This is a genomic window from Aureliella helgolandensis, assembly GCF_007752135.1.
Taxonomy (GTDB): domain Bacteria; phylum Planctomycetota; class Planctomycetia; order Pirellulales; family Pirellulaceae; genus Aureliella; species Aureliella helgolandensis.
In genome coordinates, this window is sequence record NZ_CP036298.1 from 5142170 (window position 1) to 5168423 (window position 26254).

The 26254-nt window shown below is 54.9% G+C and carries 17 protein-coding genes; 8 read left to right on the forward strand and 9 right to left on the reverse strand.

Annotated elements, in window-relative coordinates; all coding sequences use genetic code 11:
- Positions 1 to 63 precede the first annotated feature (63 nt).
- From Q31a_RS17935 to Q31a_RS17955, 5 genes are all read left to right on the forward strand, one after another.
- Positions 64 to 1233 carry a Gfo/Idh/MocA family protein gene (locus Q31a_RS17935; RefSeq protein WP_145080858.1) on the forward strand — a complete coding sequence of 390 codons (1170 nt, stop codon included), beginning with the start codon at positions 64 to 66 and terminating at the stop codon, positions 1231 to 1233.
- Entirely contained in the window at positions 1233 to 2081 is an 849-nt protein-coding gene (locus tag Q31a_RS17940; protein ID WP_145080861.1) for a sugar phosphate isomerase/epimerase family protein, read from the forward strand. Before Q31a_RS17935 ends, Q31a_RS17940 begins: the two co-directional genes overlap by 1 nt.
- Positions 2082 to 2169: 88 nt before the next feature.
- Complete coding sequence (locus Q31a_RS17945; protein WP_145080864.1) at positions 2170 to 4596, forward strand: DUF1592 domain-containing protein; 2427 nt, start codon at positions 2170 to 2172, stop codon at positions 4594 to 4596.
- Entirely contained in the window at positions 4593 to 5933 is a 1341-nt protein-coding gene (locus Q31a_RS17950) for a DUF1552 domain-containing protein (protein ID WP_145080867.1), read from the forward strand. The genes Q31a_RS17945 and Q31a_RS17950 overlap by 4 nt, the downstream gene beginning before the upstream one ends.
- A 3-nt stretch (positions 5934 to 5936) precedes the next feature.
- Positions 5937 to 7409 carry an ankyrin repeat domain-containing protein gene (locus tag Q31a_RS17955; protein WP_145080870.1) on the forward strand — a complete coding sequence of 491 codons (1473 nt, stop codon included), beginning with the start codon at positions 5937 to 5939 and terminating at the stop codon, positions 7407 to 7409.
- 336 nt (positions 7410 to 7745) lie between these two features.
- Here Q31a_RS17955 and Q31a_RS17960 read toward each other — a convergent pair whose 3' ends face one another.
- Both Q31a_RS17960 and Q31a_RS30275 read right to left on the reverse strand, forming a co-directional pair.
- Positions 7746 to 9803, reverse strand: a complete 2058-nt coding sequence (locus tag Q31a_RS17960) for an alkaline phosphatase D family protein (RefSeq protein WP_145080873.1) — start codon at positions 9801 to 9803, stop codon at positions 7746 to 7748.
- 253 nt (positions 9804 to 10056) lie between these two features.
- Positions 10057 to 10215 carry a hypothetical protein gene (locus Q31a_RS30275; RefSeq protein ID WP_197355374.1) on the reverse strand — a complete coding sequence of 53 codons (159 nt, stop codon included), beginning with the start codon at positions 10213 to 10215 and terminating at the stop codon, positions 10057 to 10059.
- Positions 10216 to 10220: 5 nt separating this feature from the next.
- Between Q31a_RS30275 and Q31a_RS17965 the strand changes: the two genes are divergently transcribed.
- Entirely contained in the window at positions 10221 to 11258 is a 1038-nt protein-coding gene (locus Q31a_RS17965; protein ID WP_145080876.1) for a protein-tyrosine phosphatase family protein, read from the forward strand.
- Positions 11259 to 11301: 43 nt separating this feature from the next.
- On the opposite strand, the gene Q31a_RS17970 is transcribed toward Q31a_RS17965, so the two are convergent.
- The 6 genes from Q31a_RS17970 to Q31a_RS17995 all read right to left on the reverse strand — a co-directional run bounded on the left by Q31a_RS17970 (position 11302) and on the right by Q31a_RS17995 (position 22340).
- A complete protein-coding gene (locus tag Q31a_RS17970; RefSeq protein ID WP_197355375.1) occupies positions 11302 to 14277 on the reverse strand; it encodes an efflux RND transporter permease subunit in 2976 nt (991 codons plus the stop codon).
- 67 nt (positions 14278 to 14344) lie between these two features.
- Positions 14345 to 14911, reverse strand: a complete 567-nt coding sequence (locus Q31a_RS17975; RefSeq protein WP_145080882.1) for a hypothetical protein — start codon at positions 14909 to 14911, stop codon at positions 14345 to 14347.
- Positions 14912 to 15752: 841 nt separating this feature from the next.
- Complete coding sequence (locus tag Q31a_RS17980; RefSeq protein WP_145080885.1) at positions 15753 to 17141, reverse strand: alkaline phosphatase family protein; 1389 nt, start codon at positions 17139 to 17141, stop codon at positions 15753 to 15755.
- A gap of 508 nt (positions 17142 to 17649) precedes the next feature.
- Positions 17650 to 18378, reverse strand: coding sequence for a hypothetical protein (locus Q31a_RS17985; protein ID WP_145080888.1), 729 nt, complete (start codon positions 18376 to 18378; stop codon positions 17650 to 17652).
- A gap of 682 nt (positions 18379 to 19060) precedes the next feature.
- Entirely contained in the window at positions 19061 to 20167 is a 1107-nt protein-coding gene (locus Q31a_RS17990) for a prenyltransferase/squalene oxidase repeat-containing protein (RefSeq protein ID WP_231690821.1), read from the reverse strand.
- A gap of 607 nt (positions 20168 to 20774) precedes the next feature.
- Positions 20775 to 22340: a N,N-dimethylformamidase beta subunit family domain-containing protein gene (locus Q31a_RS17995; RefSeq protein ID WP_197355376.1), complete on the reverse strand. Its 1566-nt coding sequence runs from the start codon at positions 22338 to 22340 to the stop codon at positions 20775 to 20777.
- A gap of 176 nt (positions 22341 to 22516) precedes the next feature.
- Between Q31a_RS17995 and Q31a_RS18000 the strand changes: the two genes are divergently transcribed.
- Both Q31a_RS18000 and Q31a_RS18005 read left to right on the forward strand, forming a co-directional pair.
- Positions 22517 to 23902, forward strand: a complete 1386-nt coding sequence (locus Q31a_RS18000; RefSeq protein ID WP_197355377.1) for a GntT/GntP/DsdX family permease — start codon at positions 22517 to 22519, stop codon at positions 23900 to 23902.
- Positions 23903 to 23908: 6 nt separating this feature from the next.
- Positions 23909 to 24991 (forward strand): dipeptidase, encoded by a 1083-nt coding sequence (locus Q31a_RS18005; RefSeq protein ID WP_145080897.1) that lies wholly within the window; start codon positions 23909 to 23911, stop codon positions 24989 to 24991.
- 113 nt (positions 24992 to 25104) lie between these two features.
- On the opposite strand, the gene Q31a_RS18010 is transcribed toward Q31a_RS18005, so the two are convergent.
- Positions 25105 to 26184, reverse strand: a complete 1080-nt coding sequence (locus Q31a_RS18010) for a DUF6807 domain-containing protein (protein WP_145080900.1) — start codon at positions 26182 to 26184, stop codon at positions 25105 to 25107.
- Positions 26185 to 26254: the final 70 nt, after the last annotated feature.

Below are 26254 nucleotides of genomic sequence, written 5' to 3' on the forward strand. Positions count from 1 at the left end.
TTTTCCCTGCTTGAGGCTCAGCGACTCTGCTTCGTTTCCATATCTTCTTCAGTAACGAAATTCATGAAGACTCTTAACATCGCCATGCATGGCGTCACTGGCCGCATGGGGACCAACCAACATCTGATCCGGTCGATCCTGGCGATCATGCGGCAAGGTGGAGTGCAAACAACTGCGGGAGAAGCGATTCAGATTAAGCCCATCCTGCTAGGTCGAAACGCGGAAAAACTCCGGCATTTGGCTGAGGAGGTCGCGCATCGCGAGATTGGACGTCCCCTCGAATGGTCCACTCAAACCGAAGCGGTCTTGGCGGATCCCGAGATTGACATCGTCTTTGATGCCTCCAGCACACAACTGCGTGCATCAATCGTTCGCCAAGCAGCCCAAAGAGGGAAAGCCATCTATTGCGAAAAACCGATTGCCACCGACGCGGTGGAAGCTCGTCAACTTGCCGACGAATGCGAGGCAGCGGGCGTTAAGAATGGGGTCGTGCAGGATAAACTCTGGCTACCCGGTATTCGAAAACTGCGCATGCTGCGCGATCAGGGGTTCTTCGGGAAAATCCTCAGTGTTCGAGCTGAGTTTGGCTATTGGGTGTTTACCGGCCACGAAGAGAATCAAACCGCCCAGCGTCCTTCTTGGAATTATCGCAAGGAGGATGGCGGCGGGATGATGACCGACATGTTTTGTCATTGGCAATACTTGATCGAGAACCTCTTTGGAACCATCGACCGGGTATTGGCGCATGCGACTACGGACCTGCCAGAGCGCATTGACGAGCGGGGACGTCCCTATGCCTGTACGGCCGATGATTCGGCCTATGCAATTTTTGTGCTGAATAACGGAATCACCTGCCAATTCAACAGTTCGTGGACCACGCGGCTGAGGCGCGATGATCTGCTGACGGTGCAGGTCGATGGAACGGAAGGCTCTGCCGTAGCGGGACTGCGTGAGTGTTGGATCCAAAATCTTGGAGCAACGCCCAGGCCGACATGGAATCCTGATATCGCACAGCCAATCGATTTTTACTCCGGCTGGCAGAAGTTGCCCGACTCCACCAACTACGACAATGCATTCAAGATTCAGTGGGAGTTGTTCTTGCGGCATGTGGTTGGCGATGGTGATTTCCCTTGGTCGCTGCGCAACGGGGTTGCCGGCGTCGAATTGGCCGACGCGGGCGAAACATCTTGCCGTGAGCAACGTTGGGTAAGCCTCAGCAAGACGGCCCATTGATGAGCACTTCCAGCGCTACCGCCTCCGTCCAAGCTCTCAGCCTGCAACGCCTTGCAATTCACACGATCACCACCAAACCGTGGAGCTTGCGAGAAGCACTTGAGCACTATCGATCGCAACACGTCCAAGGCATCAGCATCTGGGTCGAAGCACTTAAGAGCACTCCGCCCTCAACGGCCAGACGATGGATCGACGATGCCGGTATGCATGTTCCCGCACTGGTTCGCGGGGGCTTCTTCTGCGACCGCAGTTCGCGCGTTCGACAGTCGCGCATCGACGAGAATCGCAAACTTATTGAAATTGCAGCCGAGGTAGGCGCTGAGAGTCTCGTATTGGTCGTTGGTGCGACTCCTGGAGTCGAGCTGCGACGGCAGCGTGGCTGGGTCGAGGAAGGCGTCCAAACTATTCTCGCTGATGCCGCACAAGCGGGCTTGAAGCTCGCTGTCGAACCGCTGCATCCCATGTACGCAGCAGATAAGAGTTGCATCAACCGACTGCGTGAGGCGCGCCTACTCTGCGACCAACTCAACCATCCATTGCTGGGTGTGGCGATCGACGTCTATCACACGTGGTGGGACCCCGATTTGCACCGTGAGATCGAACTGCTCGGCAAATCAAAGCGAATATTTGGCTTCCATCTCTGTGACTGGCGGGTTCCCACACGACACCTGTTAACCGACCGCGCCCTGATGGGGGACGGCTGCGTCCATCTCAAGCAGATTCGTCTGGCTGTCGAGGCTGCCGGATTCACTGGCTGGAACGAAGTGGAAATCTTTTCTGAAGAGCATTGGGCAACCGATCAGAAATCGTTCTTGAATAAGATTGTCGAGCGGTACGCGGCTTGCTAAGCTGTCCTATAGGGAAATCCCCTGCTGCTCCCATCACACGCGCGAAGCAGCACACTCAGCAGCGACAATTTCGGAATGGGTGAAATCCATGACTTCACGGGATCTCCTCAACGGCGTCTTGGTATTGCGGCAACAGGGGCTCGCTCCTTGGCTATGCCTGATGCTAACCGCCCTGCACGCCCCGGCAGCCCAAGCCACCGAAACGCTCACCTCGCAACTGGCGGAACTGAACGAATTCGTGTCGGCCTATTGCTTGGACTGCCACTCGCCCCCCGGAGCGGAAGGGGGCTTGGAACTGGCTACTTTCGACTTCTCTACCGAACAGTTCGCTGAGCAACACTTTGATAGCCGCCCATGGGAAACGATATTGCGGCGAATCGAGACTCGGCAAATGCCACCACCGGACGCCGAGCGGCCGGAAGAAAGCCAGTATCGAGCCATCTCAGAATCGCTGAGTAGCATTCTGGAGCGTCGTGCGTTGGAGTTTCCCGAGTTGGGGAGGGTGGGGGGGATGCGTCGGATGACGCGACTCGAATATCAGTATGCAATCCGCGATTTGCTCCAAATTCAGATCGATGCAGAGAGCCTTTTGCCCAAGGATGAATCGAGCCATGGCTTTGACAACATCACGGTCGAGGAGCTTTCGCCCACCCATCTGAACCGCTATCTATCGGCTGCTCAGAAAATTAGTCGCGCGGCACTTGGGGGGCTCGGGGATGGCCCGATCGGCGTCACGATCCGCTTACCCGCTGATCGCACGCAAGAAGAACATGTAGCTGGCCTGCCTTTCGGAACTCGCGGCGGAACCGTATTCGAACAACACTTCCCGCAAACAGGGGAATACGAGATCGAGCTCAAGCTAACCCGCGATCGCGATGAAAAGGTGGAGGGACTCGATCAATCCCACCAAATCGATATCCTGGTAGACCGCGCCCCAGTCCACCAATTTACCGTTGCGCCGCCCGACGGTAGCGGCGATTGGACACGGCGGGATTACACCCATTCGGATTCCCATCTAAAAGCTAAAATTCGAGTGGAGGCGGGGCAGCACACAGTGGGTGTGACCTTCCCCAAAACCTTTTCCTCGATCGTGGAAATCAAGCGGCAACCGTTTGATGCAAGCTTCAATCGACATCGACATCCACGTCGCACACCGGCCATCTACCAAATTTCCATCGTAGGCCCGTTTGCCCCTCAAGGCCCTGGACGAACTCCTAGCCGCGATTTGGTTCTCGGCGAGTTCGTCAACAGGCCTTCGGCGTCCCGCGCCGATGCGCATTCTCAACTCCAACGACTGGTCCTCCGCGCTTATCGCCGGCCGGTAACTTCGGACGATATGGAACCACTCATGCGGTTCTTCGATGAAGGTTACGCGGACGGTGGCTTTGAACAGGGAATGGAGTCGGCTCTGACTGCGATCTTGGTCAATCCGAACTTTCTGTTTCGAATCGAACAAGACCGTCCCTCCCAGTCTTCCTCAGGCTCCACCAGCCCCATCGACGACTACGAACTAGCGTCCCGCCTTTCGTTCTTCCTGTGGAGCAGTCTGCCAGATGCCGAACTGCTGAACCTCGCAGAAAACGACCGCTTGCACCAAGACACGGTACTGCGTGAGCAGGTCCAACGGATGCTGGCCTCCCCCAAGTCTCAGTCGTTGGTCGATAATTTTGCAGCTCAATGGTTGTATTTGCGAAATCTAGACTCAATCTCCCCAGACCTTAGATTGTTTCCAGACTTCGACGACAATCTCCGTGAATCCTTTCGCCAAGAAACGGAACTCTTGTTTCAGGATGTCTTGAATAACGATCGTAGCGTGTTGGAGTTAGTCGGCTCCCAACACACCTTCCTGAATGAACGCCTGGCGACTCACTACGGCATCACAGGTGTCACCGGAAGCCAGTTTCGACGGGTAGAGGTCGCTCCAGACAGCCATCGAGGCGGAATCCTCCGCCACGGTAGTGTGCTAATGGTGACTTCTTATGCGACGCGTACATCCCCTACCATTCGCGGGAACTGGGTGCTGGAAAACATTTTTGGAACGCCAGCGCCTCCCCCGCCTCCCAACATCCCCAATCTTCAAGAGAACAATACGCTGGCCGCCAGTTCTGTCCGCGAACGATTGGCGATGCATCGCGCGAACCCAGCTTGTGCTAGTTGCCATGATCTGATTGATCCCGTGGGTTTTGCGCTCGAAAACTTTGACGCCGTCGGCCGCTGGCGTGAGTTTGAAGGTACACTGCATGTCGATTCCACGGGGAGTTTGCCCGATGGTACCGTAGTCAGCTCCATGGAGGAACTGGAGGCAGGCATTCTCGAACGCCCTGAGATATTCGCGCGTACGCTGACTGAAAAACTGATGACCTTCGCTTTGGGCAGAGCCCTGGATCATCATGACGGTCCCGCAGTCCGGCGAATCGTTAAGGCATCTCAAGCAGAGAATTTCACGCTATCATCGATCATCACAGGAATTGCACTGAGCGATCCCTTTCGCAAGCGGAGTAGGAAAGAGCCATGAAACGCCTCTCGATTTCACGCCGAACTTTATTGCGAGGAACCGGTGCCGCCGTGGCACTCCCTCTGCTCGACGCCATGCTACCGGCGCTCACCGCCACGGCAGCCACCGTAGCAGCTCCCGAGCAGCTTAAGCGGATCGGCTACGTTTACATCCCGATGGGTTACAATCCCGCCGAATGGACCCCCCAGGGCGAAACGCTTGACCAACTTCCTTCCAGCCTCCAGCCGCTCTCAGCCCTGAAGGAGCACGTCACCGTTTTAACCAACATGGATTTGCAAAACGCCTACCCCGGCTCTCATGCAACTTCCAATTCCGCGTTCTTGAGCGCCGCGCGGGCCAAACGAACCGAGAGTAGTGACTACTACAACGGTATTACGGTGGACCAAGTGGCAGCGAAGCACATTGGCGGAGCAACGCAACTTCCATCTCTGGAGCTGTCCATGGACCTGCTGTCAACAGTGGGGCAATGTGACAATGGCTACGCCTGTGTGTACCAGAACAGCCTGTCGTGGTCCTCTCCCACACAGCCGCTGCCCTCGGAAGCCCACCCCAGAATCGTGTTCGAAAGCTTGTTCGGAGAGGGTGGCACACCAGCCCAACGGCAAGCCGCACTCAAGAAGCGGGCCAGCCTGCTCGATTCAGTGACGTCAGAAATTAAGCGTATCAAGAACCGCGTGGGATCAGCGGACCGCAATAAGATCGATGGCTACCTGGAAAGCATTCGTGAAGTAGAGCGGAGAATTCAGCGCGCCGAAGACAATGTCTTGGACAATCCGCTACCGGACCTCGACCGTCCAGTGGGCGTCCCAACGGCTTATGCGGATCACGCCAAACTAATGTTTGATCTGCAGCTGCTTGCTTTCCAAGGCGATATTACCCGCGTGGTTTCATTCCAGCTCGCCCGCGAAGCGAGTACACGGACGTATCCAGAGATTGGTGTGTCCGATCCCCATCACCCGGTAACGCACCACGGAAACAACCCCGAAAAGCTAGAAAAGATCGCTAAGATCAATCGCTTTCACGTTTCACTCTTCGCCGACTTCCTGCAGCAGATGCATGAAATCCCTGAAGCCGGCGGTTCGTTACTCGACCACTCGGTGTACATGTACGGTAGCGGGATGGGAGATCCAGACAAGCATGATCACTCGAATCTGCCGATCGTTGTAGCCGGTGGCGCTAGCGGAGGATTAAGCGGCGGACGGCATCTGCGTTTCGATCAACCAACGCCCCTCTCGAATCTCCACCTAACTCTGCTAAACAAAGTGGGGGTTCCGCTCGAAACATTTGCCGACAGTACTGGAAAGATCGATTCCCTGTTTGATCCAGTGAACCTATAGCTCATGAATAGAAACAGAACCGTTATTTGCCTCTGCGGCTACCTGCTCGTTTGGTGCTCGATCCGCCCCGCCAGCGCACCTGCGTTTCAGCAGGAATCCGGCTCGAGTGTTTCTCCAGCCACGCTTCCAGATTTGGCAGAACACCAGCGTTGGACCGACGTTGCAAGCCAACTGGCCCAAGGCGAACCTCCCACTGCAACGCAACCCGATGGTACCACCGCGCTGCATTGGGCGGTGTTCCATAACCATCCCGAGGCGATCCAACTCTTGCTGGCAACCTCGGCCGATGTCAATGCAGAAACACACTATCAAGTCACTCCGCTAAGCCTCGCATGTGAGTTTGGTTATCCGCGTTGCGCAGAGCTTTTGGTCCAAGCAGGTGCCGACGTGGAACGCGCACGGCTCGGTGAAGTAACTCCCCTGATGCTGGCAGCCAGAAATGGGAATGCCGAGATCCTAGCGTCCTTGCTCCTAGCCGGAGCGAAGGTCGATGCGCGAGAAGTTGATGGACAGACGGCACTGATGTGGGCAGCAGAACGTGGCAATGTAGACGCAGTCGATGCGCTGCTCCATGCAGACGCGGATTTCGACTATCGACTACGCGGCTCCGGATACTCTGCATTTATGTTTGCAGCGCGCAACGGGCACGCCGATGCAACCCTGCGTTTTCTCGACGCCGGGATGGGCGTCAATGCGATGGTCAATCCCAACCGCAAGGGGGGGCGTAATCCGCGACGCGGAATGTCGGCATTGATGCTAGCGATTGAAAGCGGACACCTCGAGCTCGCTTTGCAATTGGTCGCGCGAGGCGCAGACCCCAACGACCAACGCAGCGGATTTTCGCCACTCCATGCAATCACCTGGGTCCGCAAGACCGAGTTGGGAGACAATCCCGCGGGTGATCCACCGCCCCGAATCACCGGCGCCGTCGACAGCCTTAGCTTTGTGCGAAAGATGGTAGCAGCTGGCGCAGAGGTTAATCTCCAACTTTCACGCGGTGCAGCCGGCAAAGCAAAACTCAATCCCAAGGGTGCTACACCGTTTCTGTTGGCTGCCAAAACCGCAGATGTTCCGCTTCTAAACCTTCTGCTTGAGCTGGGCGCCGATCCAACCCTAACGAATGCCGATGGTACCACCGCTCTTATGGCAGCCGCAGGGGTCGGAGTCGTTTCTGTCGGAGAAGAACCAGGTACGCCTGAGGAAGTCAACTCGGTGATCCGCATGTTGGCCAAGCTGGGAATCGATCCTAACGTCGTGGATCGCAACCAAGAATCCGCCATGCACGGCGCCGCATACCGTAATTTTCCGAGTACGGTTGCAGTACTGACCGAGCTGGGCGCTTCGCCCACGCACTGGAATCACAAGAACAAGTACGGCTGGACGCCACACTTAATCGCCAGCGGCAAGCGTCCAGGAAGTGTCAAGCCATCACCGGAGACGATAGCCGCCCTCGATGTCGCCCTGCAGTCCCCGTAATAGTCTGCTCATCACACAAAGAACTCCCGCGCATCGCTTCGCCTAAACTTTAACGAACCGCACTCGGCTCCAGCTTGCTCGTAGGACTCGCAACCGCGTCCACGACAAGAGACTCGCGGCGGAAGGTGAAGGGCAGTTCTGGTTCTGGTTCTGGTTCTGGTTCTGGTTCTGGTTCTGGTTCTGGTTCTGGTTCTGGTTCTGGTTCTGGTTCTGGTTCGTAGGAGCACGAGCACGAGTTGGAGTTGGAGTTGGAGTAAAACTTCGGGTACCGGCTGACGCTGGAGTAGCGACGCGAATCCTCTGACACGTCCTTTATCGCCTCTGTCAAACATCGATTCAGTTGTCGAGCAGGTCCTGTGCGGTGCCCCGGTCGTAGATCGCGGCGATCTCCGATGCCGAGAGGACGCGGTTCCAGATTGCGACTTCATCGATCAAGCCGTCGAAATTTCGCCCCTCTCCGGCGCGGTGGCCACCGATGACCAAACCACCCAATTCTGCGATTGGCCCGGTAATGGGCAAGGCATAGACATTGCCCAGCTCTCCGTTGATGTACAGCTGCAAGTGCTCTGAATCAAACGTAACGGCAACATGCGTCCAATCGGAGAATAGAGAGCGTTCCAGCAAACAGTCGAATCCCCCCTGAGGCTTACTGCTCGGAGAACGCTGCGAACCGGCTGGCTGAGGGACAAGCGTCTCGGTATACAGCTGTAGGTTAATCTTGTCGGCATCGGTACATGCCCTAAGTCCAACAGAGATTGCATACCCGCTGTTAGATGCTTTCGGCAAATTGCAGTGATTCGTGACATTGCTTTCCAGAATGAAGCAGCGGTCCTGGCTGCCATGATCGGGGAGTGAGGCTGGCCGAATCCAGCTCGAAACCGTATAGCTTGGGGCGTTGTCATCGAGCATCGAACGTGACACGCTCAGATGCTGCCCTAGCGAACGAGACAGGTGTAACGCACCACCACGCACTCCCTCATTGCTGTTCACCGTGGCACCGCCAATCAGTTCCCCGTCAAGGCGGCTGCCTAGCTTGGAACGATTCTTGGTATCGCCATCAAAACTCCAGTAGGCACGCAAGTCCTGGAGAATGCCCGTGTCAGGTGTGGCTGTGAGCTGGTCGTAGGTTATCGTCTTGGTGAAATTTTCTTGCCCATCTTTGTCCAGATACTTCACGGTTAGAACCGGGACGGCGCGCGTGGTATCAGCGGTCATGGTCAGGAACTGGTTTGGCTTGACGCGCGACCATTCGAGATCTTGATGGTAGACATTGAGCGTAGGAATGACGCTGGTATGGCCTGGCGAGATGATGAAGTCGTGCAAATCATAGCCAACACGCTGAGGATGTACCAAATAACGCGAGACATGAATATCGCCACCGACCAATACGACACCGGAGATTCCCTCGTGCTTGATAAAATCCAGCAACGCATCACGCTCCGCGTAGTATGTGTGCATGTCATCGGTTTCGCTATTCTTTTTGTCTTGCCAAATTTGTCCCTGCAGCAGAACTTTGAAAGGAGCTTCACTCCGCCGGAGGCTATTCAACAACCACTGCCACTGCTCTTTGCCAAAACAGGTAGATTGGTTCGGATCAGCGGGGGAGGGTTCCGTTTGAGAAAACCACCGTGCATCGAGTAAGAACACTTCCAGCGCGCCCCCATCAGCCTTCTGGTAGATGCCTTCGTCTCCGTGACCGTACTGCGCTTGCGCGCGGTATTCGACAAACGCGCGCCGCGTGTTTTCTTTCAATCCGGCCGCACTCTTCCCGTTGCCGTTGTTCTTACCAAAGTCGTGGTCGTCCCAGGTACCGACAAGCGGTACGCTCTTGCATAGCGTCGCCAGCTCGGGACGCTGGAGCAGATGTCGATGCTTGTTTCTGAGATCGGCAAGATTGCCAGTGTCGGCGTACGGGGTGTCACCGCCAAAGCACAAGAGGTCAAGATTGTGCTTGGACATCTCCTGCCAAACCGGATCGGTGGAGTCGTTGACACAAGACAGGAACGCGACCTTAAATACTTGCCCTCCACGTTCGGTAGGCACGGTTGTGAAATGGAAACTGGAATCACCACCGGCAACCAGACTGGCGCCGCCGGACTCCAGCTTCTCGACCTGGTATTGATACGTGGTATCTGGTGTGAGTCCCACCACGTGAAATTTTGCAACAAAATCATGCTCGGCTTTGCTTTGTACATCAACCGCTGAGACTTTTGCTCCCTGTTCATCCATGACGGTCAATCGCAGCTGGGACGGCTCGTTTCCCGGCCGGTACAACAGGTACGCTTCCGTAGTCTTTACCGTGCCGATATAGGGACCGACGGAGTCATCTGCGTGCAATCTCAGGCCGGGCAGAAGTAGGCAGGCGATCCAAAGCACCGAGAGTTGTTTCGTCATGGTAGGTGATTTCAAGAGGTTCGATTCAACTAGTATGAAAAAGACTGGGGCGGACGGATTCTCCCGTTTCTACAGCGTTCCCTGGCCGATGAGTAGCCCGGAAACGCAACGTTCGGAAAACCTTTCCTCCCCTCAGTTTACATCATCAACGCGTCGCCCTCGCTGGCCTTCGAAAAGAATGAATCTCAATTCAGTTTCTTAGTAACCATTGCCAACTGCCCCCCCAAACTCGCCGCGTATTGCCGCAGAAAACCTAGAGTGCCGCAACCATCATTTTGGGCAGCCCTTGACGCACAGCTGCTGGAGTTCCACCGCGTGAACCTTCAAATCCTCGCCATTTTTCTGGTAGGATAAGCTGCACCACCGCGAGCATCTTCCAACTTTTTCTTGTTTTCTTGTTTTCTTGGATCATCCAGCATGGACTTTAAAAAGGATATGGTTCGCCCGCTTGCGTCGCATCGCGCATTGCTTCTCTGCTGGGCATTCGTTTTGGCCGGGAGCATGGGATGCACACCCGCGACTTCTAGCCACCCGCCAACTGCTGAAGCTCTGCAAACCACTTCTGACATTGAGGAGCCAGCTCAGTACCCACGAACCATTCCCAACGATTTACTGCCCAATGCGATTCAAGTTCATGAGAAAGTTTTCTCCGGCGGACAACCCGCTGGCACAGCCGCTTTCCAGGAATTAGCCGACCTCGGTATCAAAACGATCATCTGTGTCGATGGCGCAAGGCCGGATCTTGAGTCGGCTCGGCAGTTTGGATTCAAATACGTTCATTTGCCACATGGCTACGATGGAATCCCGGCAAAGCGAATCGAAGAATTGGCCAAGGTCGTTCGCGATGCTGATGGACCGATCTACATTCACTGCCATCATGGTAAACATCGAAGTCCTGCGGCCGCCAGCGTCGCTTGCGTGTCCGCAGGGTTAATGCCTCGCGAACTTGCATTGCAGGTACTAACTCTAGCGGGAACAAGTCCCAGCTATCGAGGACTATTCCAAGCGGCTGAACGAGCGTTGCCGATTGCCCCCACAGTGCTCGATGCCCTACCATCGGAGTTTCCTGAAGCGGTCGCGATACCTCCCATGGCCGATGCGATGATTGAAATCGACCATCTGTACGAGCAACTGCACGCGGTCGCTGCAGCTCACTGGAGCAGTCCCTCGGATCATCCCGACCTGGAGCCGGCTCATGTCGCGTTGATGCTGCGCGAACAGTTCACCGAACTGCTTCGCACGGAAGAAACGCAAACGCAACCGGAGTCATTCCAAACGATGCTGAGAGAATCGGAAACGGCCACTCTGGAACTCGAAGAACTATTGAGGGAAGGGGCGGTGGCCAAGCCGTCTCCCGATTTACTCCAAGCCCTACAGTCAAAGACAGAAGCCATTGGGCGCAACTGTAAGGCATGCCATGAGGCATTCCGCGACATACCGTTGAGCGAGAAATAGGACACGTTGTTTTACCGCATCCCTCACGTAGGATGTTCGTTGCTCACAGTGTTCGTTGACTCGCGTTCTCGCAATGAGGCTGCGAGGGACCTTGCAATGCATCCATCGCCGCATCGCATCGCCACTTGCGGTACAGGCGATCGAGCAGAAGCGAGGTCTTTGAGGGATGCCTATGGACCGAGAAGAGTCGGCCCAAAGGACTCGCGAGTAGAGCCGGTAGAAGCACCAGTTCGGCGATGCCCCCCGCTACCAAAATGCACAGCATCAGCCAGCCGAAACGCTGCGTTGGCGTGAAGGTGCTGAACGCGAACACCGACAACCCAAGTCCGCTGATGAGTGTTGCTTGAAGCGTTGGCACTGCACAATGCCTATAGGTGGAGACAATCGCCTCTTGCCGATTCGAGCTGTGAGTGAGTTCCTCACGATAGCGTGCTAAGAAGTGAATGGTATCATCCACCGCTACACCGAGTGCTATACTGGCCGTCATCATCGAGCCGATATCAATTTCAATGCCCAGCCATCCCATTCCGCCGAAAATCCACAACACGGGCACGGCATTGGGCAGCATGGCCACGGCGCCCGCTAGAAAACTACGCGAAACCAGCATCATGATAGGAGTAATGGTCAAGAACGACCACCACGTACTCTCCACTAAGCTGTTGAGCAGTGCGCGCTGGGCTTGGTAAACAATCGGCACCACACCTGTGTAGATGGCGCTTAAATCTCCTAAGTCTTTCGCACCGGTGTCTGGTCGTTTGGGGGATCCACCGAAATCGACGTTGAACCGCGCATCGATGGTATCTGGCACGCCTGCTCTTACCAGCCCCACATCGGCATTGGTGAAGTCGCCAAACAAGACAACCGCGTCGAGCTTGCTCAACAGCTCGAGATCATTGAGCGGCTTGGTGCGCGGGTCTTCGGTAAGGAGTTGTACTTCACACCGGTATTCCTCCAGGAGGCTGATCAGGAGCATCTGGAACGTCTCGTGAGTCTGCTGTTGGGAGTACTCACCGCCGCAATGGCTCCAAAGCATAACTTGCTTTCCCACGGGAGAGTTGTCTGGAGCCAGTCGCGCAAGCTCTGAGAGAACTTCAGCCCGCATATGGTAAGCCTCCAATAATGGTTGCGTGATCCCCTGCAGCTCACGTACGAATTGCCCGTAATCAACATCGCGGAATGCCGCGACACGGAGGCTGATTCGCCACAGTTCGCTACCATCCTGCGCATCAATTTTAAGGAATCCGGCCTCTGCCAACTCGCCTCGACTCCTCCGCAGTCGGGCATTCAGCGCCTTGCGCTGGATAAAACCGAAATTGCCAGTGTTGGCGGCGGGTAGACTCGGTGCAAACGAGGCGGCCGAGAGCGAGGGACCTACCAAGTCCTGCCCCCCTGGGCCAAATTTTTGCTCGATCAGATGTTGCAGGCGAGTCACCGTCTCCAATCGTTGCACGAAGCTCAACGCACTCCAGTCGTATTCATCTCCAGCCTGTTGCTCATTTTCGAGTTGTAGGTTGGTTGGAAATCGCACTACGATTTCCAGTGGCACTAGTTTGCCAAGGTTCGCTTCCAGCCACCGATAGTCTTGCAAGATCTTCGCGCGCGAATCAAAAAGTTTCAGCAGGTCGATATTGGAATCGGTATACCGCAAGCCAAAGCCAACCCCCAGGGTGACCAAGATGCCCAACGCGGCAACGCTGCGGTAATGTCCCACGATAAACCTTGCCACCACCTCCCATATACGCTCCGAGTAGGACGCGGTCTTGTTCTCCGCGCCGGTGCCCAAAGCTAAATGCTCAGGGCGTAGAAGCCAATACCGTCCTATTCTGGAAAGCTGTAGTGCGGCAGGCAGGAAAAAATAGACGATCAGCACCAGGCTCATGACACCGGCTGCTGAATAGATGCCGAACTTACGAATGGGAACCAATTCGCTGACCGATAGCGACAGCAAGCCAACTGCCGTAGTCACCGAGCAGAGCAAAGCCGGCTTCCAAGCGTGCTGGACCGCTCGTTCGGCCGCCGCATAGAGACCTTGAGTTTGAACCGCCTCTCGATAGTAGTTGACCAGATGCACTGCACCTGAGATCGCTAGCACATACACAAGCGAGGGCATGGACATCAGAATCGCGTCGAAATTCTGGCCGGTCCACCCCACGATTGCTAGGGAAGTAGCCGTACTCATGACTCCACAGAAAAAAACAATCAGGGTCAATGGAATGCTACGTAGCGACCACCATGCCAATCCGAGCCCCAGCAGTCCCGACAGACCAGCCAGTCGGATGAGCGTACGCTCCCCCTCTTCATCAATGGCATGGTTGTCGACAGGCGGGCCTCCCAGATGGACATCAACCTTGGCGATTCCCGCTTGAGCGATCAACCGACGCAGCAGGCCTGGCGGTACATTCTCGCGAAAAATCCGTTTCTGTCCCGTCCCAAGGACTTGCTTCAATTCAGCAACAGCCGCGTCATGCAGTGTCACGATCAAGCAAGTTTGGCTCCCGTCAGGCCCAATCATGGATCCCTGAAGTCGATGGTTGGCAACTTGCACAGATAGATTCAGCGGTGGGTTGGTCAGTCGATCGAGAATGCGTCTGCCGGTCACGACCGACTTAAAATAGCGCTTTCGCGCTTCTTGATCGGCAGCCGACAATTCCGCCTCCCCCCCCGTAGCTCTCCTCTCCCCTGCCATATTTTGAGAATCGGAGGGCACGAGCAGTTCTGCTAAAATTTCCAGTCGTGGATCATCGGGGGTGGCTGCATCCAGGTCGCCCAGGCGACAGCCCTCCCAGCTGACAATAACGAACTGGTCCGACGCGAAGTGCTGGCGAAACCAAGCTAAATTCTGAGTTTCTTCGAAAGACTTCGGAAGCCAATCCTCCACTCGATTCACGTTGCTCTGCACCGCTTTACCGGCTGAGTACATGACCCAGGGTAGAAAGACGAGTGTCGCAACGACAATCGCCAGACTCCACCTCTGGTAAAAAGTTTGCGGCAACTTTGCTTGAGTTTGCTTGAGCTTCATGATCCGAGTGCACTCCGCGCCAAAGTCCAACTTGTCGAAACTAAAACCACGACATGTTCTGTACGAGTCACTCAGTGCGGTCGAGATCCCAGACGAAGCGACCGACCGGTTCATCCGGCGCGATTGGCCCCTGCTTAGGCGCGATCCGGTTTAAGTACCAGTCAAGCCGGCGAAACCAGCTCATGCTGGAGGACCACTGCCGGGCTTGTTGGCGCATCATCATTGCCGAAGGATCCGATTCAGTACCATCAATTTGTGAGAGCGTTTCGAGTCCACCTGCCGCCTCTCCCCCAAAGAATAGCGCCAATGCAAAATTGAGTTTAATATGCTTGGCGACTTCATCGTGCACACGAAACGTGCTGGCGTTCAACGCAATGAGTCGGAGTGGACCGATCGCTTTGGAAAACTCGCGCATCCGCAGCAGACAAACGCCCCGGCAATTCATCGATTCATGATCTGAGGTCGACTTCGATAATCGTTCGAGTGCCAGTTTGTATTCGCCTCGATCCGTTAGTTGTTTGATACTTCGCAGTTTGGGGTCCCAGGGGAAGGGCACTCCGGTGTCAGCGGCATGAACTGTTGCTTTCGTTGGAAAGGAACTGGTGGCTTCTACAGTCGTTGGGTGTTTTAGCATTTTCGATACGCTTGTGCATGTTATCAATAATTGAAGCAAACCTGGAGTGAGTCGGTACCGCGCAGCGTGAGACATGGACGCGATTCGACGTCGAAAGTGAAAGTCTCAAATGGAAGAAGGTTCAGCGCACGAAGAAATCCAGCGTCGGATTCCTACCAGGCTCAACTCGGGCTTGGGGCGTGCAGAGCGCAACGCCAAGAAAGCATCACAGCCGAAGCGCGACTCCGAGTGACAGCAGCGAAACCGGTGGCGGCAAATGCCGTTCAGCCGGTAAGACGCGTCCTTGGCAGAACGCTGACTGGATGACAAGGACACTCGGAGAAAAAGCCAAGGCCCTACCTTGCCAATGCTCCCGCGCCAGGAGATGGGTGCTCGGTTGTACCGCAGTATCCGAAAACTCAACGACTGGGGTCACGAATGCCGTCAGATGAGTTGCGCACGCTGGGTCCTCGAGCGATTGCGAGTGCACGGAGCTACCTAGCAAGCTGAGCACAAGGCACCAGACAGCCAGCAAACGCGCGAGAAATCTGAAACGGCAACCGATCAGAAACATGGAGATCTGACTTTAGCAAACCAAAGAAGAACAAACGCAGCACATCGATCACAACCGTCTGGTCCCACAATGCGTTTCCTTCCGTTCACAACGGCGATTAAAACGAAATGCCGGGTGGGTAGCTCTGACGGTTTGAGGGAGGCACACCTCCGCTAGCAAATTCTGACACGCTCCAGAATTTTAACAATACCGAGTCACTTCAATCCTGACAAGATTTGCTCCTATTCTTTCGGCTCTACAAGCTACGAAACTTGCGTCACGAAACGATCGAACTCCATTTCCCCCAGGTCATCGCGTCAATGCTGTCTTCAAGGCGTGGCCATCCGCCAATGGATAATCCACCGCTAACAGGTGCGCAATCGTGGGAGCAACGTCAATATTTTCAATGGTCTCGAGCTTGGTTCCAGGGCGGACATTGGCTCCGGAAAGAATGCACATGGCCTTCATCTTGGGCAAGGTGGAAAGGAAGCCGTGAGTTCCCAGAGACGTCTTGGCTTCTGTGTTAGACGCAATAAAGGTGTCTCCATCGGCAGAAGCCGAAACGGCGTAACCATCCTTGGCTACCAGAATGGCGTCGGGAGATTGAGGATACTCCCGGGGATGTTGCAAGCCAACTTCGGCATATCGTTGAGGCAGAATCACTTCAGCCACACCCTCCATGCCCTCAAATCTGTCCTTGAAAGCCTCTGCGTCACGCTGAGCCTCACCTGGATGCGTACAGTAGACTAAACCAATCCCTCCTTCCGGAACCACATGCACACGGGCTTCGCTAATTTTCCCGGCATCGACTTTCAGCAACTCAGCCTGTCGCAAGATGACATTGGGTCGCAAGGCCTGAGGGGTCCGCGCGAATCCATGATCCGAAACAACGATCAACGTGGTTTGCTCTCGAATCCCCGCCTCATCGATGGCATCCACGATGCGCGCGAGGCACATATCTGCATACGCGTTGGCTGTATATCCAGCTGCGGTTTGCGGCCCAACCGCATGATGCGTGCTATCGACATTCAGTAGGTGCACAAGCAGTAAGTTGGGCTTACGCTCTCGTATCAGGTGGCAGGCCGCTTCGGTCCAAACATAATCCTTTCCGACGCTGCTCAACTTTCGAAACGATGCATCGGTCTCATCCTCCAACAATCCCAATTCTACGAGCTCCGAACGCAGCCGAGGCGTGGTGTGTTGTAGTGCCTCAGGCACGTCCGGAAATTGATCACCTAGGGTTGTAGAACCGCGCGTGCATGGCCAGTTGATCTCAGCAGTTGAAAGTCCCGCTGCATGGGCGGCGTCCACCAGTGTCGGAAATCGAACCAGATCACTTTGGTCGCGTCGTGGATCGATGACTGTCGGAACCCCACTCGCCCCGCGAACGATGACACCGTTGGCAAGTACACCATGTTTTTCGGGCCGTACCCCCGTAATGAGCGTCGTATGATTAGGCCAGGTAACGGAAGGATTCGACACGATCATTCCACCATCAACAATGGCTCCCTGTCGCGCCAGTCGGCGAATCGTTGGCAGCGGGACATTGGGATCGTCTACCAAAAAAGCAGCCAAGCCGTCTAAGCTGACCACCACGACATGGCGTTGCCCTTCTGCGGAATACACTAGACCAGATGGGATCGCTAGTAGAAAAATGGCAATCCTGAGGATCCAGAGTTGATAATACTGCTTCGACATAAGACGACTCTTAAGATGCTTGGTGGGATGAAAGAGACCTAGTGCGATGTAACGCAGACCATGATACTGGACATAAAGAACCGATAGCAATACAGCTACCCTGTGAAAAAACCTTCGAAAAACGCAACCCTCAGGGTGCACTTACTTGCATACTTACACACTCTCGAAACATTTCCTGCTTAGCACCAAGTCCTTCCATCGGCGCGGTTTCGCTGTGAAATCGCAGGTCCTCACCAAGTTCTAACGCACATACGGCCCCCATCGACGACCTCCACCCGAGAGTGCCACCACCATTGAGACGCTCATCAATCCGACGATCGCGCCAGCGTTCCTAAGTCAGATCGTCGTCGGATCGCGAAATTGCTTACTCAACGTTGCATCACAATTCGGCAATTGTCGATTTACCTCTGCGAGATTTGCCTTGAGGATTCGATACTTTCTCCTCGCAACACTTCACCGGAGACAATACGGCCCTGCTGAAAGAACTCCCCAATCCGAATTTATCGAGCTATCGAGAAATTGCCTCAGTACTGGATTCGGACGGTTCAGGAGTTCCCCAATCCCGTACACCCAAGACCGCTGTGTATCGTGGATTGCGGTTTAGTGCGTCCTGGGTGTACTTGGACCACTTATCTTTCCGGCCCGCAATTGCGATTAGCACATCGTCGGGCGTATTGGGATTTTGAGCGAGACAAATCTCAGTACCGATCTGTCCAGGCCTACCGTGGAGCGACCGCAGAACATCTGGAGGCGTATTGTGGTGCTTGGCCACTCGATTGTCGATTTCGTACCCCGGCCCTCCTGCAAAATCGGCCAGTTGACGCAGACGCTCGGAATGCGTTTGGGGATTTGCCGAATCGAGCAGGGCAATTCTCATTCGCGCAAGCTGGAAGAAGCCTGTCGAATACCAAGCTAGAAGCAAGACGACGGGTGCAACACTCACCCACCGAACCACCATCGATCTTGCCGACAGTCCGCGAAAGGCACACCAAGCGAGTGGAGCTATGGTGACCGCCAGGATCACGCTCGTAACCGAGGAGAACATGATCCAGATCGCACTCTGTGGATCGGGAACCAAGGGGACGACCAACAGGCATTCAAAAATCCAGCGAACACCTCCGACGCATACAGCAAACCCGATCGCGAATAGAATCCGCCATTTTTGCAACACACTTAGTAGGGACACACTGTTCCGCGAAGGCTGCTGGGTCACGCCAACTTCGGTAGATCTAGACACGGAAATTTTTCCCACAACTCGTTTCGATTGACCATGGGAAGAGCTACGAAATCCGCTTCTGGCGTCACCCGACCAAACGCACACCCCTTCTCGACTTCATAAAATTGATTGTAGTCCCTGCGTGGATTGTTGACACAATCAAGTGAAACGCTGTGAACAAAACCAGTCCAGTTCCTATTGAACTGGTGTCCTGATCGGAGAAATTGACGTAGTGCCGAGCCAGTTGTTCGAAAAAAATCAAACGGCACTGTGCAATTGGACGAAAGCTCCTCGTGAAGATTCATGAGCTTTTCGACATCTTCTGGCGAAGCCACGTTTCGTTCTAGTTTTTTCCAATCACCCGCAATCTGGCTAGCCAGAACTGCGTAGTGGCGTTTCGGCCACTTCAAGAATTCTTCACGTTGAGTTCGGCAAGAACTCACAAATTGCTCCCAAGCAGTTTGAGGTGCAAGACCGCGAGAAATGAAGGCCGGCTCCTCCCCGAATTCGGCCAGAATTTTTAGGAATTCGCTTCGAGAGCCTTCGTATTCAAACATCATCTTGCATTTGCTAATGTCTCAGTGCTCGCGTCATATCTTGCAGTCGAATTATGACCGATTGGCCTGTAACCCGAGCAAACGCATTGCAACCTTCAACTGCTGGGAGGTAAGATCCTTGTAGCCTTGGCCGGTACCTAGGAATGCTATTGAGTCCGACAATGACTGAGCGCCAGTAGGCTGAAAGTGGTCGCCAGATTGGGATCTCCTTCCATCCACTGAGTGTTGCTATTCACCCAAGATCCATCCCCTCGTTGCAGGCTCGCTAGGTGATCGACCAATTCCGCTCTCCAATCATGCTCCACTCCCTGCGAATCGACCAGCGTGTCAATTCCGGCAACGCTCAGGGCTTTGGCAAAAAGATGGTAGTAATAGTATAAGCCAGCATCTCCCAGCCCCGGATTCTTAGATAGAGAGTAGTTTTTCTCAATCCAAGTGCGGGCCGCTTTTACCCGAGGATCTTCGGGCGTCAGACCTGCGTAGAGCATGCTCTTGAAACCCGAGTACGTCATCGACCCGTAGCTTCTCAACCCACCATCTGCCGTTTCTCCGGCCGCAGAAACGCCTTCACCGATCACCGTGTAGTAAAATCCACCATCATCAACCTTGGACGCATCGGGATGTGTGTTATATTGGCTTTCTAGATTCTGACAGCGAGATACAAACGTTAATGCCTTGGCGATTGCCGCATCGTTCTCGGGATTCCCCATCGACTTGAGAGCCTCGATGAAGAAGGCAGTATTCGAGAGATCCGGTCGCGACTTGCCACCATAGCCGGCTCCTCCATACTCTTCGTCCGCAGGGGTTTTCCCATCAGCCTCATTGAATTGCTCTCCTCTTAGGAATGCCGAAGCCTTCGCGAGTTGCCCATCGTAGGTACCGGATTGATTCGCCATTTTCAAGCACAGCATGGCGACGCAGGTTTCGTACATCCGTAGCCTGGAATCATCTGCATAGAGCCCGCCGTCGGGCTGTGTCGCACTAGCAACAATTTTGACCGCTTTAGCCACATGCGGATCGGCAATCGTGGCACCATTCTGGAGCATGGCGGTCGCCGCCAATGCTGTCACGCCGATTCCAATCTTAGGACTCACCGCTCCATCGTCCGCTTGCCCTCGCGTCCTCAAATACTCCAGCCCCCGATCGACGGTGCGCTGGAGCTGTGCCTGATCCACCTGCCCCAGTGCTCCCGAGTTCAAAGAACCGAACAAGACCATGATTGCCACGCACGCGCGACCCAGACCGCTTTTCATTCTCACGCCCTCTTGGAGAGTCATTTGATCCAACAACAATGCACAGTAAATCTACCGCCGATGCCCCTCACCTTCGCAAATTTGATACCAGTGCAAGCATAATTATACGCACGACTTTGCGCGCAGGAGCGTATTGCAGGAGCCCAATCCGCTGCAGTGCAGAAATCCGTTCGAAAGGAGGTCTCTCGCAAAGCTCGAACCAATGCTTCTTACTCACCGGTCGCGTTCGCATTACTGCTGTAATTGGCGGAATTTCCATCCTGGCGATGCAATTTCCATCCACGCGACGACATCGATTGAGGCAGCCAACTTGCTCTGGCCCCGAGAAGAGGTAACCGCGAAAAATTCGAAATATGCGAAAGTAGAGATGCCGAGTCCCTGCTGCCTGCAGCACTATTCCACTCCTCCCATTTCGTCTCTTTGGCTTCTTTCGCGGTTGTAATTTCTTTCCACAGTGAGCGTGCATGCAATCGAAATACGCCAGGTTGCGCTGAACCGTTTGCAGTGAAATACCGCGTTAGCATGGTGAAAGAAAAATTCCAGCATCCAGCCGTTCGATAGTTTTGCAGGCCGAGAGAGATCACAAACGGTGGGGCAACACACACTTTTAGGCTAGTGCTCGGCGGAGCAAGTTGTGCGTGATGCGCTGCACCCGATCGTCAGGGCCGTGCGGTCGAGACCAATGGGACCAAGGCAACCAATGCCCTGGAGGGCTGGCCAAGTCTTGGCACCACCAAATGGTAGACGCATTGAAAACGAAATTCCCTTTAGGCCCTGGATAGATCGTGGAGGCCCAGCGCTGAGGATTGATACCTCCTTGCAGAGCGGTCCCTTCGGCCACAATTTCAAGGCCTTCAATGTCTACAGGTGGATCGCCGTGATACTCCCATCCGATGAGGCCAGGAATCACTTCGCCGCGTTGCATTCCGGTACCCTCGAAAATCCAGTGATCAGGATTGGTGCATACCCAATCTCCCCCGCCATTAACCGGTTCGACATTCCTCGCGCCAATCAAATACCCCTCGTCGGGCCCGCGGTGGGGAAAGGGGCCGTGTTCCTGCTCTCGCAATTCGGCCCAACGATGCTCACCGCCGTAGGGTCCTCCTCGAAAGAGGATACGTTTGGGAATATCTTTCTGACTGTTTCGATAGGGGCTGACCCAACACACTGCGTTTCCAGTCAAGAACAAAAGGTTAACACCCGCGTCACGCAACTTCACGACGCTTTCATACTGCCGAATATCCCAGTATTCATCATGCCCATTGCTAATAAACGCCTTGCACTTCAAACCCCGTTCGGGAGTTACCATATCGCTATTGGAGCAATACGTTACATCATAGCCATGTTTCTCAAGCCAATAGGCGAGGGGGAACTCGAAGCAGAGCCATTCCCCTGATCCGAATGTCTGCGGGTTCTCAAAAATCTGTGGGTATTTCCCGTAAGGGCGATCAAAACTCACGTCTCCCCAAGGACCTTGGCCACCTTTGGGATGGGTATACAGCGAATCGCCATCAGGCCACTGGTTGTAGGCTTGCCACGTATTGTCAGAACACTGCAACAGAATATCGGCAGGGCGTTCATCGCGAACAATGAAGACCGTGTAGTTCTGCCAGTAGCCTGCTCCCGTGCTGTCGGATTCCGTCGTCAATCTTCCAAGGTAGACACCGCTCGGCCAATCGTCAGGTATCGTTAGCGACGCACTGGCTGCCCACTCACATTCTCGAATCCGCTTGTCTCCAACTTCAGGCAATTTCTGCGGACGACCTTCGAAGGGGCCCAGCGTAGTCATTAATCGCGCGCCTCGCCCCGAGTAATAGCCCGTTCGAAATATTTCAATTTTGAAGCGTTGAATTGGATCTGTCGAAACGAAGAACTCTAATTGTTCTCCTGCCTGCACACTTTGCTTGGAACAATAGCCTTCGATCGGAGGACTCCTGAGACCGCCGGTCTTGTCGAGTCGGACACGCGTCAATTGCCAATCCTTGGCTCCAACCTTAGCATTCTCCTCTTGGATCAATGGATTGGCTGTAGGAGCAGGCGTTTGACTGGCTGGTCCCAGATCCTGCGCTTGCGCATGGAAGCCGAAGGGCACCATAGCACTGGCCAATGACGCGGCAGCAACATCCTTGAGGACGTCTCGACGATGAAGTTCAGGCTTGTTCTTAGGGATCACGTGATTCTCGCCTTATATCAAATTTCAAGTGAAGCGATTTCTTCCCCCGGTCGTGCGAGGCGTACCCAATAGAGTACCATCTAGTTCCTCGCAGATGGCCGACTAGTTTCTAACGACGCACGGCGTGAAACTAGACGCGATCGATCACAGTCCCTCTCCAACCTTGGAAAATCCCCGTGAGTATCGATGATGTCCAATTGATTTTTGCATTCTTGTTTTCGGTCACCATCCTTATTGTCTTGATCTCACGATTTTCCCTATCGCCTTTCGTATCACTCATTGTGGCGACAATCGTGCTTTCCTGCTCTGCAGGGCTTGATTTAGGCGAAGCTTGGCAGCACTTTTCGGGAGGCGTGGGCGGCGTACTCAGCTCAACCGCCATGGTCATAGGACTGGGGGCGATGACCGGAATTTTGCTGCAACGCTCCGGAGGAGCCGAAGTCATCGCCAACCGAATGGTGGGGCTCCTAGGGGTCGATCGACTGGGGTGGTCAATGCTGGCCGTCGGCCTGCTAGTCGGCGTGGGAGTCTGGTTCACCGTGGGCCTCGTCTTGCTCGTCCCCATCGCGATCTCCTTGGCAAAAGTTGCGAGGGTCAGCTTACTCATACCCGCGATGTCCATGTTGGCAGGTCTATCGGCCATGCACGGCTTGGCTCCCCCGCATCCAGGTCCGCTCGTTGCAATCAATTTGCTCGAAGCCGATACCGGCCGCACCATCCTGTGGAGTCTACTGGTTGGCTCACTATCTGCAGCAATTGCAGGTCCTCTGTTCTGGCGTCTGTTCGAAGGCAAAATCTCCATGCCGGAATTCAGTAAAGCCCCAGCAGTTCCGGCTGAGAACAGCGATGCAACTCCTCAATCCCGCGCCGAAGAGGTCCCAAAGCAAGTTGGCTTAGGGGCTTCCTTGTTGGTGATTGCATTGCCCATTTTGCTCATGTTGATCGGGAGTTTTGTCGAGGAACCACTCGCCTCTTCTGGCTTTGGGTGGAGTCGAATAGCCATGGCGCTACGCGCACTGGGGACTCCCACTATCGCCATGTTGATCGGTCTTCTGCTGGCATATTTTCAGTTAGGCGTCCGCAGTGGATTTTCGCGGAAGGCGATCTCTCAAATGACCGAAGAGAGCCTCTTCCCGGTAGCCAACGTATTGCTAGTTGTGGGAGCTGGAGCTGGATACAGCAAGGTGCTCATTGCCTGCGGAGTGGGCGACACGCTGGCATCCATGGCACAGCAAATCCCTGTTGATACGATGATTTTAGGATGGTTGATCGCAGCTGCCTTTCGCGTCACAACCGGATCGGCGACCACCGCCATTACGGCCGCTGGGGGAATTGTCAGCGTCATGGTTGCGGGAGACGCTTCGATCAACCGCGAACTCCTTGTCCTCGCACTTGGCGCGGGCTCCCTGACACTCTCCCATGTGAACGATGGTGGATTCTGGTTCGTCAAAGAGCTCTTTGCTCTGACCGTCCCTCAAACTTTGAAAACGTGGACAGTGCTCGAAACCGTGCTGTCACTCGTTGCGTTGCTTATTGTCTTGCTACTCAATTACTTGGTTTAGGTTCCTATGTGGATATTTGATGCTCACCTTGATTTAGCCATGAACGCGATTGAATGGAATCGCGACCTGACTCAACCCCTCGACGCGATCCGCGCAACAGAACAGCACCTGAGCGACAAGATGGATCGCGGGCGTGGAACAACCAGCTTGCCTGAAATGCGTTCTGGCGGGATCCTCGGATGCGTGGCTACACTCATCGCCCGCGTCGAACACGACGCCTTCAGCCCCGTACAAGGCTGGCGTTCGGCAGCCCAAGCATGGGGTATGACCCAAGCCCAGCGAGCTTGGTACCGCTGTATGGAAGAGTCTGGCGAGATGCGACTGATCTGCGATGCCGCCAGCCTACAAGCGCACCGCGACTGTGCCGAAAACGCCACCTCCGAATCCCAGCGTGAAGCTGCCCCGATCGGCTTCCTGTTGAGCCTCGAAGGTGCCGACGCTCTCGTGAACCTCGATTACCTCCATCGCCTCCATGCAGACGGTTTACGTGCCGTCGGACCAGCCCATTACGGTCCAGGACGCTACGCTTTCGGCACCAACTCGGACGGTTCTCTAGGAGACATGGGGCGCAGCCTGTTGCGGGAAATGGACAGCCTAAACATGATTCTGGATGTCACCCATCTCTGTGACACATGCTTCTGGGAAGCCCTGGAAATATACGAGGGTCCCATTTGGGCCAGCCATCAGAATTGTCGAGCACTGGTGCCACACAACCGGCAGTTTAGCGATGAGCAATTTCAAGCACTGTTTGCTCGCGGCGCTGTGATTGGCGCCGCAATGGACGCCTGGATGCTGACCCCCGATTGGGTACGTGGCACCTCGACGCCTGAACAGCACGGGGTCACGCTAGAATCCGTTGCCGACCATATCGACCATCTTTGCCAACTGTCGGGCAGCGACATTCATTGTGGCATCGGCACCGATTTAGATGGTGCCTATGGCAACGAACAGACGCCGGCCGACGTCAAGCGCATCGCGGATGTACGCAAGCTAATCGACGTCCTGGAGCGCCGCGGCTACAACGCTGACGCTCTCCAGCGAATTGCTTCAGGGAATTTCATGCGATTCCTGGAGAACGTTTTTCAGTAGCGTGTGCCTGACAAGCTCATCGACTTGGCGAAGAGTTCTCTGATTCCAGTGGGCGGCCGCGCTGCCACGCTAAACGGGGTGAGGCCCGCCGAACAACCTCTCGTCCGACTAGCCTACTGAGCTTCGCGGCGAACTTCGTATTGATAGTGAGGCTTCGTCGCCTTACTTAGCACCCAAGCGGGTCGATGGGCAAATGCCTGGTAGACCGCTTCGGCTTGCGCGTGATCGTAGCCACCTCGATGGGCGTAAACCAGATATCGCAACCTTAGTGGCGCATCGGGAAGAATCGTAGTACCCGATTCAAGACTAACCGCAGCCCCCATCCAGCCATCTTTGCGAACATGCCAGGGAGTCGGGAAATGAAGGTTGCTCGGATGATCGAAACAGGTGATCCCCTCGGTTACCACTGTGCGTGATTCGCCTTCACTGGAAGCCACCGAGCCGCTGTAGTCCATCCAACGGGCGGACTTGCCAAAGATCTCAGGTTCACCGACTTGCCCCTCACTGTTGGATAGCGTGCCTTCACCGAACAAGCTGGAGACCCCTTTGGCAACGCGAATTGCCAAAAATCCAAAGTTATTCTGTTCCAATTCGATCGGCGTTCCGCTGGCTGGCGTTTTGAAAGTGGTTTGAATTTCGAGCGCGTATTCATCATTTTCCAACGGAATAATGGCTGCAATCAAATCTTGATGCATCACTTCGCTTCCGTCGGCTGCGTACCATCCCAGTGCGGAAGCCATGCTGGCTTCTTGCTCCCCATCGGTGTACGCGTACCACTGCTTCCGCCGAATCGTGGTCCCCGTTGCATTGCCCCAAAAGTTGAGCCCATTCACTTTGTGATTAGCAAACCAAATCGATTGGTGATGATCGTGATCGGGAGCCCCCGGGTGTCCCATACGCGTCAACAGCCCACCGGATGGCCCGCGAAACGGAAAGAAGTAGGGACGCGGATAATCTTCACCGTAATTCCAACGAAAACGTTCTACCCCTTCGATCTGGAAGCTGACTTGATGGGAATCCATGGGAACGACTTCGCATCGTGGAAGCGTTGCGGCGGCGGCAGCAGGCTGGTTGGATTGCGCTGCTGCAGTCTCCGCGTTTACGCAGTTCAAACTACATGCGATGAGCACGGTGCCAAGACCGAAGTGAAACAACCGCAGGAAGCCAACATCGAGTGAGCAAAAAATCCGCATCGCAATTCAACAGCTTAAAAGTGGTGAGCCCAAGGATAAGGCCTAAAGGAAAGACAATCTGAAAAAGGAT